This is a genomic window from Microbacterium sp. P03 (assembly GCF_043556235.1).
In the GTDB taxonomy this organism is placed as follows: Bacteria; Actinomycetota; Actinomycetes; order Actinomycetales; family Microbacteriaceae; genus Microbacterium.
The window spans coordinates 155,192-169,398 of the sequence record NZ_JBIGIM010000005.1 but is presented as its reverse complement, the minus strand read 5'-3'; the positions used below and the strand labels follow the sequence as shown (position 1 = coordinate 169,398).

The 14,207-nt window shown below is 69.0% G+C and carries 17 protein-coding genes; 13 read left to right on the top strand and 4 right to left on the bottom strand.

The features are described from left to right. Positions 1-119 precede the first annotated feature (119 nt). The 11 genes from ACFXOO_RS13765 to ACFXOO_RS13715 all read left to right on the top strand — a co-directional run bounded on the left by ACFXOO_RS13765 (position 120) and on the right by ACFXOO_RS13715 (position 8,951). Positions 120-932, top strand: a complete 813-nt coding sequence (locus ACFXOO_RS13765) for a hypothetical protein (protein ID WP_394563889.1) — start codon at positions 120-122, stop codon at positions 930-932. Next, positions 910-1,323: a phage holin family protein gene (locus tag ACFXOO_RS13760; RefSeq protein ID WP_378841791.1), complete on the top strand. Its 414-nt coding sequence runs from the start codon at positions 910-912 to the stop codon at positions 1,321-1,323. Before ACFXOO_RS13765 ends, ACFXOO_RS13760 begins: the two co-directional genes overlap by 23 nt. After that, positions 1,320-1,883, top strand: coding sequence for a DUF3618 domain-containing protein (locus ACFXOO_RS13755; protein ID WP_378841789.1), 564 nt, complete (start codon positions 1,320-1,322; stop codon positions 1,881-1,883). The genes ACFXOO_RS13760 and ACFXOO_RS13755 overlap by 4 nt, the downstream gene beginning before the upstream one ends. 80 nt (positions 1,884-1,963) lie before the next feature. Beyond that, positions 1,964-3,010, top strand: coding sequence for a YihY/virulence factor BrkB family protein (locus tag ACFXOO_RS13750; RefSeq protein ID WP_394563888.1), 1,047 nt, complete (start codon positions 1,964-1,966; stop codon positions 3,008-3,010). 106 nt (positions 3,011-3,116) lie between these two features. Beyond that, complete coding sequence (locus ACFXOO_RS13745) at positions 3,117-3,455, top strand: hypothetical protein (RefSeq protein ID WP_378841785.1); 339 nt, start codon at positions 3,117-3,119, stop codon at positions 3,453-3,455. A 108-nt stretch (positions 3,456-3,563) separates the two neighbouring features. Beyond that, positions 3,564-3,890 (top strand): ATP-dependent DNA ligase, encoded by a 327-nt coding sequence (locus ACFXOO_RS13740; RefSeq protein ID WP_378841783.1) that lies wholly within the window; start codon positions 3,564-3,566, stop codon positions 3,888-3,890. Further along, the gene (locus tag ACFXOO_RS13735; protein ID WP_378841781.1) at positions 3,887-4,105 is read left to right on the top strand and encodes a hypothetical protein; all 219 of its coding nucleotides are present in this window, start codon (positions 3,887-3,889) and stop codon (positions 4,103-4,105) included. Before ACFXOO_RS13740 ends, ACFXOO_RS13735 begins: the two co-directional genes overlap by 4 nt. Positions 4,106-4,250: 145 nt before the next feature. Further along, on the top strand, positions 4,251-5,429 hold the full coding sequence (locus ACFXOO_RS13730; protein ID WP_394563887.1) for a zinc-dependent alcohol dehydrogenase: 1,179 nt from the start codon (positions 4,251-4,253) through the stop codon (positions 5,427-5,429). Between the two features lie 27 nt (positions 5,430-5,456). Next, complete coding sequence (locus ACFXOO_RS13725) at positions 5,457-5,867, top strand: DUF3253 domain-containing protein (protein ID WP_378841779.1); 411 nt, start codon at positions 5,457-5,459, stop codon at positions 5,865-5,867. A 173-nt stretch (positions 5,868-6,040) separates the two neighbouring features. Continuing rightward, complete coding sequence (locus ACFXOO_RS13720; RefSeq protein WP_394563886.1) at positions 6,041-7,438, top strand: alanine--tRNA ligase-related protein; 1,398 nt, start codon at positions 6,041-6,043, stop codon at positions 7,436-7,438. A gap of 49 nt (positions 7,439-7,487) precedes the next feature. Beyond that, the gene (locus ACFXOO_RS13715) at positions 7,488-8,951 is read left to right on the top strand and encodes a serine hydrolase domain-containing protein (RefSeq protein ID WP_394563885.1); all 1,464 of its coding nucleotides are present in this window, start codon (positions 7,488-7,490) and stop codon (positions 8,949-8,951) included. 16 nt (positions 8,952-8,967) lie between these two features. Here the strand turns inward: ACFXOO_RS13715 and ACFXOO_RS13710 are convergent, their stop codons facing one another. Beyond that, on the bottom strand, positions 8,968-9,729 hold the full coding sequence (locus ACFXOO_RS13710; RefSeq protein ID WP_394563883.1) for an SAM-dependent methyltransferase: 762 nt from the start codon (positions 9,727-9,729) through the stop codon (positions 8,968-8,970). A gap of 65 nt (positions 9,730-9,794) precedes the next feature. Here ACFXOO_RS13710 and ACFXOO_RS13705 point away from each other — a divergent pair, with 65 nt between their 5' ends. Continuing rightward, the gene (locus tag ACFXOO_RS13705) at positions 9,795-10,352 is read left to right on the top strand and encodes a helix-turn-helix domain-containing protein (protein ID WP_394563882.1); all 558 of its coding nucleotides are present in this window, start codon (positions 9,795-9,797) and stop codon (positions 10,350-10,352) included. A gap of 44 nt (positions 10,353-10,396) precedes the next feature. Here ACFXOO_RS13705 and ACFXOO_RS13700 read toward each other — a convergent pair whose 3' ends face one another. Next, positions 10,397-11,203 carry a siderophore-interacting protein gene (locus tag ACFXOO_RS13700; protein WP_394563881.1) on the bottom strand — a complete coding sequence of 269 codons (807 nt, stop codon included), beginning with the start codon at positions 11,201-11,203 and terminating at the stop codon, positions 10,397-10,399. 4 nt (positions 11,204-11,207) lie between these two features. Continuing rightward, the gene (locus tag ACFXOO_RS13695; protein WP_394563879.1) at positions 11,208-11,417 is read right to left on the bottom strand and encodes a three-helix bundle dimerization domain-containing protein; all 210 of its coding nucleotides are present in this window, start codon (positions 11,415-11,417) and stop codon (positions 11,208-11,210) included. A 135-nt stretch (positions 11,418-11,552) separates the two neighbouring features. Between ACFXOO_RS13695 and ACFXOO_RS13690 the strand changes: the two genes are divergently transcribed. Next, a complete protein-coding gene (locus ACFXOO_RS13690) occupies positions 11,553-12,530 on the top strand; it encodes a squalene cyclase (protein ID WP_394563878.1) in 978 nt (325 codons plus the stop codon). 44 nt (positions 12,531-12,574) lie between these two features. Here the strand turns inward: ACFXOO_RS13690 and ACFXOO_RS13685 are convergent, their stop codons facing one another. Next, positions 12,575-14,206, bottom strand: a complete 1,632-nt coding sequence (locus tag ACFXOO_RS13685; RefSeq protein WP_378841763.1) for an FAD-dependent oxidoreductase — start codon at positions 14,204-14,206, stop codon at positions 12,575-12,577. Between the last annotated feature and the right edge of the window lies 1 nt (position 14,207).

The window sequence follows — 14,207 nt, the reverse complement described above, 5'->3', positions numbered from 1 at the left end:
CGCCGCGCGTGCATGTAGCTCATGACGGCCGAGCTTGGCAAGGGGCATCGGGAACGATTCGGTCGCGCGTAGGAATGGGACTTCTCCGGCCCGACGGGTCGGTTACGAAAGGGGCAATGATGACGGACAGCTATGACACGGGTGTGCAGAGCACGTCGGGAACCGCGTCCGCGGACTCCCCCGGCACGCTCGATTCGGCCACGCAAGAGGCCGCCGGGCTGACACACACCACCGCCGACCAGGCCAAGAGCGTCGCCGGCACCGCCAAGGACGAAGCATCCTCCGTCGTGGGCGACGTGAAGACGCAGGCGAAGGACCTGTTCGCGCAGACGCAGAGCGAGCTGAAGGACCAGGCGAACACCCAGCAGCAGCGCCTCGCCGGCGGACTGAGCTCGGTCAGCGACGAACTCGGTTCGATGGCAGACGAATCCCAGGGTTCGGGCATCGCCGCCGATCTGGTCCGCCAGGTCTCGACACGCCTCTCGAGCGCTTCGTCGTGGCTCGGCGATCGCGATCCCGCCTCGGTGTTCACCGAGGTCAAGCAGTACGCGCGCCGCAGCCCCGGCACCTTCATCGTGGCTGCCGCCGTGATCGGCGTCGTCGCCGGAAGGCTGACGAAGGCCCTGACCGCGAACGCCGCGGATGACAAAGCGTCGGATGCCACGCCCCGGACGGCGGCCGACGACGTCGCGACCGATCGCTACGCGGTCGCAGCGCCCGCCGAGGTGCCCGCCGTCGGCGTGCACGCCACCGACCGCATCCCGAACCAGCCGTGGGATGCGCCGCCGGTGACCGGTACCGCGCCCATCGCGAGCGCGACGGTCTTCGCCGACGGCGAGCCGGATGCCGGTGACACGCCGATCTTCGAGCAGTCGAGCACGACCGCCGGAGACAGCCGAAAGGACGAAGATGACCGACCCGACACCTTCTGAGCAGAGAGCGGCCACCACGTCGCTCGGTGAGCTCGTCGGCGAGGTCACGCGCGACATCTCGACGCTCATGCGCCAAGAGGTCGAGCTGGCCAAAGTCGAGCTGAAGGAGACGGCCTCCCAGAGCGCGAAAGGCGCAGGTCTGTTCGGGGGAGCCGGCTATGCCGCCCTGATGGGCGTGCTCTTCCTCTCGATCGCCCTGTGGTGGGCTCTGGGCGAGGTGACCGGCCGCGGCTGGTCGGGCGTGATCGTGGCCGTCATCTGGCTGATCATCGCCGCCATCCTCTTCGTCGTCGGCCGAGGCCAGATGAAGAAGGTGAAGGGCGCCCCGCAGACCGCGGAGACCCTGAAAGAGATACCCGAAACGTTGAAGAGGAACGAGGAGAACCGATGAGCCAGTCAGCGGAAGAGATCCGAGCGAACATCGAGGCCACCCGGGCGGAGCTCGGCGGCGACGTGGACGCCCTCGCCGACAAGGTGACGCCGTCGAAGATCGTCGGTCGCCAGACCGACAAGGTCAAGGGAGCGTTCGGGTCGGTGCGCGACAAAGTCATGGGAGCGGCCGATGGCGCGGGCTCGTCCCTCTCGGACGCCGGTTCGTCCGCGTCCGCCGGTCTCAGCGGGGCGAAGGCGAAGGCGGAGGGCAATCCTCTCGCGATCGGCCTGATCGCCTTCGGCGCCGGACTTCTCATCGCGTCGCTCATCCCGGCGTCGCAGCGTGAGAAGCATCTCGCCGCCGACGTCAAGGAGCAGGCGAAGCCGCTCGTCGACGACCTGTCCGCGACGGCCAAAGAGGTCGGCGGCAATCTGAAGGAGCCCGCGCAGCAGGCTGCTGCGGCCGTGAAGGATTCCGCGGCGGAATCGGTCGAGGCCGTCAAATCCGAAGCCCAGTCGGCTGCCGGTGAAGTTAAGGATCAGGCGGGTCAGGCTCGCGAGAACGTCGCCGGGCACTGAACCACGCGTTGAGAGCACCCGGAGAACATCCATGAGGCGGGGCCACGAAAGTGGCCCCGCCTTCTGCGAGGAGAGATCGAATGAGCACCATCCACACCACAGGCCCGTCCGGGAAGGCGCCGGAGGCAGAAGACGAGGGCAAGCCGGACTCGCCGGACGATCTCGACAAGAGGTCGTGGAAGTACATCCTGAGGAAGACGCTTCGCGAGTTCTCGTCGGACCAGTGCCTCGACATCGCCGCATCGCTGACCTACTACGCGGTGCTCGCGGCGTTCCCCGCCCTGATCGCGATCTTCTCGCTGCTCGGGGTGTTCGGCCAGGGCCAATCCACCAGCGACGCCGTGCTCGACATCGTCGGCCAGGTCGCACCCGGCGATACGGCCGAGGCCATCCGTGGGCCGATCGAGCAGATCGCGTCATCGCCGGCCGCCGGCTTCGCCCTGATCTCCGGCATCGTGCTGGCCATCTGGTCGGCGTCGGGCTATGTCAGCGCGTTCAGCCGCGCGATGAACCGGATCTACGAGATCGAGGAAGGCCGTCCATTCTGGAAGCTCAAGCCGCAGCAGCTGCTCGTCACCCTGATCGCGATCGCGCTGATCGTGATCGCCGGTCTGATCCTCGTACTGTCGGGCCCGGTGGCCTCGGCCGTGGGCGACGCCGTGGGCCTCGGTGACATGGCGCTGCTGATCTGGTCGATCCTCAAGTGGCCGGTGCTCGTGCTCGTCGTCGTGCTCGTGGTCGCGGTGCTCTACTTCGCGACTCCGAACGCCAAGCAGCCCAAGTTCCGGTGGCTGAGCATCGGCGCCTTCCTCGCGATCCTGATCCTCGCGATCGCCACCGCGGCCTTCGGTTTCTACGTCGCGAACTTCTCCAACTACGACCGCACCTACGGTTCACTGGCGGGCATCATCGTCTTCCTCCTGTGGCTGTGGATCGCGAATCTCGCCCTCCTCTTCGGCGCCGAGTTCGATGCGGAGCTGGAGCGGGGCCGTCAGCTGCAGGCGGGTGTGGCCGCGGAGCGCGACATCCAGCTGCCGCCGCGCGACACGCGCAAGAGCGACAAGGCGGCCCAGAAGGAGGAGAAGGACGTCGCAGAGGGCCGACGGATCAGACGAGAGAACGAGTGAGGGCAGGCGGATGCTGCGCCCCTCACGAGCGCGCGTGATCATGTGAGCTCGCGCCGCGGTAATCAACCCCCACGGGACCACGCCCCACGAAAGGCACGCTGACGACATGAGAAGACTCCACTATTCCGGCGGGTACGTGCTGACGCCGGACGCCGTCAGCACGGCGCTCCTGCGCTATGCCCGTGCACTCGCCGACAACGCGACCTCCGACGTCGTCTCCATCCCGGTGCTGGAAGAGGGGGGCGCGCGCGGATACGCGCACTTCCTGGTGGGGCCCGCCAGCCAGCTGTATTCGACACCCGTCGCCGAATCGGTCGAGGAGGTCGTCGACGCCGAGCTCGTCGAAGAACTCGAGAAGCGCACCCGGCGCCTGCAGATCTCCACGCCGGTGTGGCCGGACATGATCGATGAGCCCGATTCACCGCTGGGCATCGACGAGCTGTGACGTCTATCAGTGGGTGCACCAGGGGTCAAGACCCTCGGCAACCCGACGCCGTGCCCCCTATGGTCGAGCGGCGCGAACCGCGCGCGCACATGAACACGGAGGCATGAGTTGGGCAAGTTCATCTACGACGGGCTCGTCAAGGTCGACTTCGAGGACCGACTGCTGATGCACCTGCAGACCGTCATCGGGGCGAAGCTCAGGCGCGGCGAGCCGTTCTTCTTCAGCTGGAAGGACGACACCAGCATCGGTGACGGCCGCACGACGGTGTGGCTGCACCCGCGCTGCTCGATGGTCTACAAGTACTACGGCAGCCGGCGACCGGCGGTCAATCGCGCCTGGATCGAGGCGCTGTCCTACACCGCGAATTCGCAGACCGGGCTGCACATCGTTCCCGAGCCGCCGGAGGGCAGCGGCGAGGCGAGGCTGCCGTCGTGAAGCGCATAGACATCACGTACGGCGGGCAGCTCTACAGCGTGGGCGGCCGCGAGATCGAGGATCTCACCGATGAGATCACGGCCGCCGTGCGCGACGGCGGTGGGTGGATCCGCGTCAACGACGGGGAGGGCGAGCGCCGTGACGCGCTCCTGTTCGTCAGCACCGGCACGAGCATCGCGGTGATCCCGATCCCGGCGACCGGCGGCACCGACTGATCTTCTCGTCGCGACGTATAGATGGTCGGCGGACGTTCGTCAATGCCCTTCGGCGGGTACGTGGGCACGGCTCACAGTGGGGCATGACCGAAACGCGAAGCATCCGATCTTCCCGCTCCCTCACCTTCTCGACGGGTGGCGTGCGATGAAGGCGCTCACGTGGCAGGGCACGCGCAAGGTCAGCGTCGAGGAAGTCCCCGACCCGCGCATCGAACACCCCACCGACGCGATCGTCAAGATCACCTCGACCGCGATCTGCGGATCGGACCTGCACCTGTACGAGGTCTTCGGTCCGTTCATCGATCGCGGTGACATCCTGGGTCACGAGCCGATGGGGGTCGTCGTGGAGGTGGGCGCCGACGTCAGCACCCTCGCGGTCGGCGACCGCGTCGTCATCCCCTTCAACATCTCGTGCGGCACGTGCTTCATGTGCCGTCGCGGGCTGCAGTCGCAGTGCGAGACCACGCAGGTGCGCGAATACGGGAGTGGGGCCGCGCTGTTCGGCTACACCAAGCTCTACGGCCAGGTGCCGGGAGGTCAGGCCGATTACCTGCGCGTCCCGCTGGCCGACTACAACCACATCAAGGTCGGGGCGGAGCTCCCGGACGACCGCTACCTCTTCCTGAGCGACATCCTCCCGACGGCGTGGCAGGGCGTCGAGTACGCGCAGGTTCCCGAGGGCGGCACGCTCGCCGTCATGGGTCTCGGCCCCGTCGGCCAGTTCGTCGCGCGCATCGCTGCGCACCGGGGGCTGCGGGTCCTGGCCGTCGAGCCCGAGCCGGCGCGTCGAGCGATGGCGGAGCGTCACGGGGCAATCACCTTCGACCTGACGGACACCATCGTGGACGAGTTGCGCGATCTCACCGAGGGCCGGGGAGCGGACGCCGTCGTCGACGCCGTGGGCCTCGAAGCCCACGGCGACGGCGGCGTGAAGTTCATCCAGAAGGCCGTCGGACTCCTGCCCGATGCGCTGTCGCGGCCGATGATGGACAAGACGGGAATGGACCGTCTCGCGGCTGTCTACGCGGCGATCGACGTCGTCCGCCGCGGAGGCACCGTCTCGCTGAGCGGTGTCTATGCCGGCGACGCCGACATCCTGCCCATGAAGACGATGTTCGACAAGCAGATCAGCCTGCGGATGGGGCAGTGCAACGTGAAGCGGTGGATCGACGATCTGCTGCCGCTCGTCGAGGATCCCGCTGATCCGCTCGGAGTGATGGATCTCGTCACCCACCACGCCCCTCTCACCGACGCCCCCGAGCTGTACGAGATGTTCCAGAAGAAGACCGACGGCTGCATCAAGGTCGTTCTGAACCCCGCCTGACGCACGGCGCGTAGCATCGGGATCGACATGGCACATCGAAAGCGCGTCGCCGAGCCCGATCGGACCGAGAAGACCTGCGCGTCGTGCGGCCGACGCATCGAGTGGCGCGCGGCATGGGCGTCCCACTGGGACGAGGTGCGCTACTGCTCCGATGCGTGTCGCGCCCGCCGGGTGTCGTCGACCGATCGCGAACTCGAGAAGACGATCCTCCGGCTGCTCGGCGAGCGGGCGGCGACATCCACGATCTGCCCATCCGACGCCGCCCGCGCCATCGGCGGCGAGGAGTGGAGAGACCTCATGGAGCCTGCGCGCCGTGCCGCGCGCAGACTCGTCGCCTCGGGCGACGTGCGCATCACCCAGAAGGGCGCGCTCGTGGATCCGTCGACGGCGAAAGGCCCGATCCGCATCGGCCGCGCACGACCGAACGAAGAACAGTGAATGGTGGAGGACTCAGGAATTGCACCTGCAAGGCGCCTCGAGTGCGCGTCCCCCGTGTGAGATCACTATAACGAGCGGGCAGATGGTAGACAAGTTGCCGAAGGGAGGGCGCGTCGCGCATTCCGTGATCGCGGGATCGGACGCGTCGGTGTATGACCGCTGCTGAGAATGGTGTGACCGCCGATGACATACGCCGCATCTACCTCGAATACATGACGGAGCGGGGGCACGTCGTCATTCCGCGGGCCCCGCTCATCCCCAAAGACGACCCCACCACCCTGTTCACCGGCAGCGGGATGCAGCCCCTGCTTCCCTACCTCCTCGGTGCGGAGCATCCCGCGGGGAGGCGTCTCGCCGACAGCCAGACGTGCCTGCGCGTGCAGGACGTCGAGGAGGTGGGCGACAACCGGCACACGACATTCTTCGAGATGCTCGGCAATTGGAGCCTGGGCGACTACTTCAAGGAGGAGCAGATCCCGCAGGTGTGGACGTTCCTCACCGAGAAGGTGGGGCTCGACCCCGACCGCATCTACGTCTCCTGCTTCAGCGGCGACCCCGAGAACAGCATCCCCAAGGACGAAGAATCGGCGGCGATCTGGTCCCGCCTGTTCGACGAAGCGGGTGTCTCGAGCGCTCAGGTCGATGTCGGCACCGAAGAGCACGCGGCCGCCGTCGGCACGGACGGGGCCCGCATCGCGTTCTACAGCAAGAAGAACTGGTGGTGCCGTGGAGGCAAGGCCGAGGACATGCCGGTGGGGGAACCCGGCGGTCCCGACACCGAGATGTTCTACCTGTTCCCGAATGTGGAGCACGACACGGCGTACGGTCTGCACTGCCATCAGAACTGCGACTGCGGCCGATTCATCGAACTCGGCAACTCGGTGTTCATGGAGTACCAGAAGGCCGAGGTCGGATTCGAGCCGCTTCCTCGGAAAAACGTCGACTACGGCGGAGGACTCGCGCGTATCGCCGCCGCCGCGATCGACAGCCCCGACGTGTTCCGCATCGGCCTGCTGTGGCCGATCATCGAGAAGCTCCAGGAGCTGTCAGGCAAGACGTACGAAGATGAGACGCGGGCGATGCGGGTGATCGCCGACCACCTGCGCGGCGCGACGTTCCTGGCCGTCGACGGCGTGCGCCCCGGCAATAAGGCGCAGGGCTACGTGATGCGGCGACTGATCCGCCGCGCGGTGCGCTTCGCGTTCGACCTCGGACTCGAGGAGAACTTCTTCCCGCAGATCATTCCGACCATCGCGGGCATCTACGAAGAGCACTTCCCCGAGGTGGCCCAGCATGCGACCGAGGTGGAGCGTGTGCTCGTGAAGGAGGAACAGGGGTTCCGACGCACGCTGCGCAAGGGCCTCAAGCAGCTGAACAGCTACCGCGGCACCACGGTCACGGGCGAAGAGCTGTTCGTGCTGTACGACACCTACGGCTTCCCGGTCGAGCTGTCGACGGAGGAGGCGCTGCGCAAGGAGATCGCGCTCAGCGAGAGCTGGCGCGAAGAGTTCGACGAGCAGATGGCGGCGCAGCGCGCGCGGTCGCAGCAGAGCACCACGCTGCACCCGTGACCTGCACGGCGGCCGCCGCCGCGGACGGCGGCCGCCGTAGGCTCGATGCATGACACCGTTCGTCTCGTCCCCCCTCGCGCGCACGACCCCCGAGAAGGTGGGTATCCCGTCCGCCGCGCTGAGCACCCTGATCCGTGCGCTGGAGGATCAGGGGCTCGACCCTCACGCACTGGTCGTCGTCCGCCACGGGCGGATCGTGCTCGACACCGCGTGGGCCCCGTACCGCACCGACCGGGCGGCGCTGTCGTACTCGGCCTCGAAGACCTTCACCTCCGTCGCGATCGGATTCCTCGAGAGCGAGGGGCGCCTGCGCCTCGACGACTCGGTCGGCGATCTGCTCGACCTGCCCAACCCGAACGGCCTGACGGTCTTCCACCTGCTGACCATGAACACGGGCCACACCGCGGAGCAGATCGAGGGGCTGAGGTTCGATCCGCGTGCCCTGCTCGCGGTGCCTCCCGCCTTCGTGCCCGGCACCTATTTCTCCTACAACTCCGACGCGACCTACGCGCTGTCCCGGATCGTCAGCGCGCTCACGGGCGAGACGCTGACCGAGTACCTGCGGCCCCGCCTCCTCGATCCGCTCGGGATCGGCCGGCGGTGGATGAGCCCGCTGTTCGGCGTCGAGCAGGGGTTCTCGGGCTTCCATCTCACCGCGTACGACATCGCGCGTCTCGCCTCGCTGCTCGCCGACGGGGGACGGTGGGGGGAGGACACCCAGCTTGTGCCCGCCGACTACGCCGCCGACCTCGAGAAGCCGTGGTCCGACTCGCACAACCCGGGTGACGGGCCGCCGGCCGAGGGCGCGCCGGTTGATGACTGGACGCTCGGATACGGGTACCAGGTGTGGCGCAGCCGCCATGGATTCCGCATCGACGGCGCCTACGGTCAGTTCGGGCTCGCGATCCCGGAGCGCGGGCTGGCGATCGGCTATCAGGGAGCGTCGCGCGACACCCCCGCGACCCTGAACGCCATGTGGGATTTCGTCGAGGCGATCGGCGATGGCGACGTGGAGACGGATGCCGCGGCATCCGCAGCACTTGCCGATCGGGCGGACTCGCTCGACACGTGGAACGCCCGCGAGGTGCTCGCAATCGACCCTGCCGCACCGGTCGACACGATGGGCTGGGCGCTCAGCGAGGAGGGCGAGGGATGGCGCCTGAGTATCCCGGGCGGCGACGTCCTGCCCGCTCTCGAGGTCGTCGTCGGCAACGGTACGTGGATCGAGACCGTCGTGGAGCGGACGGGGGAGGGTCATCCTCTCGGCCGCCCGCTGCCCGTGGTCGGGCCCGAGGTGAGCGAGGGAACGCATCTCGCGCTGGCAGCGCGGGGAGCGCGCACCCCCGCAGGTGATGTGCTGGTCCACCTCGTGAACACGACCTCGCCCCACCGGATGATCGTCACCGTCGCGGCGGACGGAGAGATATCCGCAGGGTGGCACACCGCCCCGCTCTGGGAAGCGACGCTCTCGACGCTGGTCACGGCTGCTTTCGTCCTCGACACCGCCGACTGAGCCGGGCGCCGGGGCCTCAGGCCACCCGACGCACGACGATGATGCCGTCCTCGAGGTGGCCGTGGGCGTCCGCCGCGACGACGTCCGCACGCGGACGGACGTCGACCGCCTCCGCCACCCACTCGGGTGCGCGCAGACCCAGGGTCTCGAGCTCCTCGTCAGGGGTGCGCAGCACCGGACCATGATCGTGCGCGTCGGACCCGGCCTGCGCGACGTGGGAGACGATCACCAGCCTGCCGCCCGGTGCCACGCGCGCTGCCGCGGCGCGCAGCACCTCGATGCGCGGGAAGTCATGCTCGGAGGAGTGCAGGAAGCTCGCCGTGACGAGGTCGAATCGCGCATCCGGCATCTCCCTCGTGGCATCCATGACGACGAAGCGTGCGCGGTCGTCGTCGATCCCCTGCTCGCGCGCCGCAGCGGAGGCGCGCCCGACAGCCGTCGCCGAGACGTCGATGCCGGTGACGCGCCAGCCGTGGTCGGCGAACCAGATCGCATCGCCACCTTCGCCGCAGCCGATGTCGAGGACGGTGCCGGGCGCGAGCGGTGCGACGAGGATGGCGACGGTGCTGTTGACGTGGCCCGACCACACCGTGCCTGCGGACGAATAGCGGCTCTCCCACTCCCGGTTCCGGTCCGCGGTCCGTTGTGCGGCGACCGCGTGCGCCGCATCCTCGGCGACGAGGGCGCTCTTCGCGCCCGCCGACCCCTCGCTCATCGAGGGGGGCCCGCCGGCGTCAGGGCTCGCGGTGTCGCCTCGTGTGTCCGTGTGCGCATCCATGTCTTCATCGTGTTCGTCTGCGCATGAAGTTGCAAACGCTTTTGCGATATTGGCAAGATGGGGGGATGGCCGGGGAGATCGAGCACGTCGGGCCGCGTCTTCGCGCCGCGCGGCAGTCGCACGGGTGGACCCTCGAGGATCTGGCCGAGCGCGCGGGGATGTCGGCCAGCACGCTGTCGCGGCTGGAGTCCGGCAAGCGCCAGGCGTCGCTCGGGCTGCTGGTGCCGCTCACGCGCCAGCTCGGCATCCGCATCGACGATCTGCTGCCCACGGCGTCACCCGACCCGCGGGTGCGTCGCAGCCCCACGCGACGCGGCGGCATGACGATCGCCCCGCTGACACTCGATCACTCCCCGGTGCAGACGTTCAAGATCACCTTCCCCGCCGCACATGCCGCGCCCGCTCCGCGGGTGCATGAGGGCTTCGAGTGGATCTACGTCCTGAGCGGGCGGCTGCGACTTGTGCTCGATGACACCGAGCACGTGATCGAGCGGGGCGAGGCGGCGGAGTTCGACACGCGCCTGCCGCACAGCCTGAGCGCGACGGTGGACGGCCCCGCCGAGGTGCTCAGCATCTTCAGCGCCGCCGGGGAGAGGCTGCACACCCACGTCGCGACCGACTGAGGAGAAGGCGGCAGCCGTCCGGGCGGACGGCGGTCGGCGGTGCATCAGGACGCGGCGGCCCGTTCGGACTCCGCCTGTTCGTGCTTCCACTCGCGGAACGACTCCTCGGTGCGCCCGTAGCGCCAGTAGCCCGAGATCGAGACGCGATCACGGCGGAGGCCGCGCTCACCGAACAGATACGGGCGGATGCGGTGCATGACCTCCTGCGCCTCGCCGTGCACGAAGACGTGCGGGGTGCCGACCGGCCATTCCAGGCTGCGCACGGCATCGAGCAGCAGCCCGTCGGCGGGACCGCCCGCCCGGTACACCCACTGCACCCGACCGCCGTCCGGGAGGGCCATCGCGGCTTCGTCTCCCGGCTCCTCCACGAGGACGATCACGCGGGCCACCGCGTCGGCGTCGAGTGCGGCGGCTGCGGCGATGACCGCCGGCAGCGCGGACTCGTCGCCGACGAGGAGATGCCAGTCCGCGTCCGGATCGGGACGGTAGGCGCCACCCGGGCCGTTGGCGAGCAGGGTGTCGCCGGGCTGCGCGTGCGCCGCCCACGGGCCGGCGACGCCCTCGTCACCGTGGACGACGAAGTCGATCGCCAGCGTGCCGGCCGCGACATCCGGGAACAGTGCGGTGTACGTGCGCACGTCCGGCAGGTGCTCGGGAGGGAGGATGCCGCGGAGTGCACGCACGTCGAGCGGTTCGGGGTATGTCACACCGGGCTGAAGGAAGACGAGCTTCACATAGCGATCGGTGGCGTCACTGCCGGCGAAGGCGGAGAGGTCATCGCTGCGGAAGTGGATGCGCCGGATGTGGGGTGTGGTCCAGTCGGCGCCGGTGACGGTGAGTCGCGTGGTCACCGCGTCAGGCCGCGGCGAGCTTCTTGAGCTTCTTCTTCGCCTCGCGCTCGACGAGTACGGGGAGGAAGTCGCGCACGTGGGCGTCCTTCATCGTCGCGTGCGCCTCGTCGACCGTCGTGCGGATCACAACCGGGTCGAGATTCGGGAACCGAAGAGTCAGGCGCTCCACCACCTGATCCATCGCTGCGTTCTCGTCGACGATCTCGTGGGTCATGGTGCTCTCCAAGGGGGTTCGACGCACGGAACGAGTCGTGCGTTCTCGCAACGATATCCGGCGACGCTCCGATCTGCCACCGGCCCGCACGTCGACGGGGTGGCGGCATGTCCGCCCCCGCAGTACTGTCCCGCCATGACCGATCAAAAGGCGGATCCCCTCCTCCTGGACTGGCTGCGCGAGTCCGACCCCGCGCTGCGCTGGCAGGTTGAACGCGACCTCCTGCGTGCACCCGAGGACGTGTGGAGTCGCACGAGGGCGCGCATCGCGACGGAGGGGTTCGGCGCGCGGATGCTGGCGCACCAGGGTGCCGACGGGCAGTGGGCGGGGGGCGCGTTCTTCCCGGGAGGGTGGTTCGACTCCGGCGGACCCGAAGAGCCGGAAGGCCAGCCCTGGACTGCCACGACCCCGGTGCTGAAGCTTCTGCGGGAATGGGGCCTCGACGCGTCAGCGCTGGACGGGACCGCGGCGCTGCTGGCGGCGAACGCCCGGTGGGAGTACGACGATCTGCCGTATTGGGGCGGCGAAGTGGACTGCTGCATCAACGCCGACACCCTGGCGACGGGTGTCTGGCTCGGGGCGGACGTCGACGGTATCGCCGAGTGGTTCGTCGAGCACCGCCTCGCCGACGGTGGCTGGAACTGCGAGTGGGTGGAGGGATCGACGCGCTCGTCGTACCACTCCACCCTCAACGCCGTCCGCGGCCTGCTCGCATACGAGGTCGCAACCGGCGGCAGCCCGGCGCTCACGGCGGCGCGCCACGCCGGCGAGGAGTACCTCCTGGAACGCGACCTGTTCACGCGCCTCACGACGGGCGACCTCGTCGGTGACTGGGCGCTGCGCCTGTCGTACCCCTTCCGCTGGAAATACGACATCCTCCGCGCGACCGATCATCTGCGCGATGCCGCCCTGCACGACGGCACCCGGCCCGACCCCCGCATGAGCGAGGCCATCGAGCTCCTCCGCGCGCAGCGTCAGCCCGACGGCACGTGGCTGCAGGGCGTGCGCCACCCCGGGCGGGTGTGGTTCGAGGTCGATGTGGCGGAGGGCCGGCCGTCGAAGTGGCTCACCTTCTTCGCGACACGCGTGCTGGCATGGTGGGATGCCGGCTGACGGGTTCGACGAGCGGAGCCGTAGGTGTGGACGGCACGCGCGTCTCAGCCGGCCAGCGCCCGGTGCACGGATGCCACGGCGCTGGAGCCTTCGCCCACTGCTGCCGCCACCCGCTTCATGGAGCCGCGGCGGACGTCCCCGGCCGCGAACACGCGGGGGACGGATGTCTCGAAGGGGAGGGGCTCGCGCCCGAGCGACTGCCACTGCGCGAGCGTCTGGGAAGCGACATCCGTGCCGGTCCGCAGGAAGCCGTCGCTGTCGCGATCGAGGTCGGGCAGCCACGAGGTCGCCGGATCGGCGCCGATGAAGCAGAACAGTCCGCGGGCATCGATCTCGCCGACGGTGTCGATGTGCACGCGCTCGAGGGCGCCCGTGCCGTCGAGACCGACCACATGCGAGCGCGTATGCACATGCACTCTCGGGTCTTCCAGGAGGCGGTCGACGAGGTAATTCGACATGCGTGCGCCGAGGTCGTCCCCCCGCACCACCAGGTGAACGGGGCACCCGTTCGACGAGAGGTAGAGAGCCGCCTGCCCCGCGGAGTTGGCGCCGCCCACCACGACGACGGGTGACGAGATCACCTGGCGGAGCTCCAGCTGCGTCGCCGCGTAGTAGATGCCGGATCCCTCGAATTCACTCCAGCGTTCGAGACCGAGACGGCGATAAGCCGCGCCCGAGGTGACGATGGTGGTGCGGGCCCGGATGATGCGCCCATCGGTGAGCGTGATGTCGAGCAGATCGCCGGCGGGCTCGAGGGCGACGGCCTCGCACGGGGCGTACACGCGCACACCGAACTTGAGTGCCTGGAGCGATGCCTGGCCGATGAGGTCGCCGCCGCTGACCCCGAAGGGGAACCCGAGGAAGTTCTCGATGCGCGATGTCGCCGCCGCCTGCCCGCCAGGGGCGACCGCGTCCAGCAGCACGGTGCTGAGCCCCTCCGAGGCACCGTAGATCGCGGCGGCGAGACCCGCGGGACCGCCGCCCACGACGACGAGGTCGACGATCTCGTCGCCCCGCGCCTGGTAGCTCAGCCCCAGGCGCTCGGCCACGATCCCCGGTGTGGCGCGGAGGATCGGCTCGCCCTGTATGAAGGCGACGGGGAGGTCGGCTTCGGTGAGGTCGTGGCCCGACAGCGAGCCGAGATCACCGGGCGGGAGCCCCACCGCTGCGTGCACGAGGTCGAGCCGTTCCGCGAAGCGCTGGAGCGCCAGCAGATCTCGCGAGGACTCCACCCCGACCAGTTTGAGCGTCATGGCCGCGGGACCCCGTCGCAGGCTCTCGCGCCGCGCCCACAGCGCATGCAGAACGATGTCGCAGAGCTCATCGTCTTCGGCCATCAGGCGACGCAGCTGATCGCGCGGCACGCGGAGGACCCGGCCGTCGGTGACCATCCGCGCCGACAGGAAGGCGCCCTGGCCGTTGAGCAGTCCGAGCTCGCCCACGAAGGTGCGCTCACCCATGACGGTGATGTGCATCTCCCGCGACCAGCTCAGAGCATCGCGCACGATCTCCACGCGGCCGGTCTCGACGAGGAAGAGGTCGTAGGCGGGGTCGCCGGCGCGGAACAGGTAGTCGCCCGCGGCCGCGGTCTCGGCGGTGCCGAACGCGGTGAAGCGCGCCCACTGGGCGTCGGTCAGGGGCGGGCTCTGGACGGGATCGCGAGACGCGTCAATCATC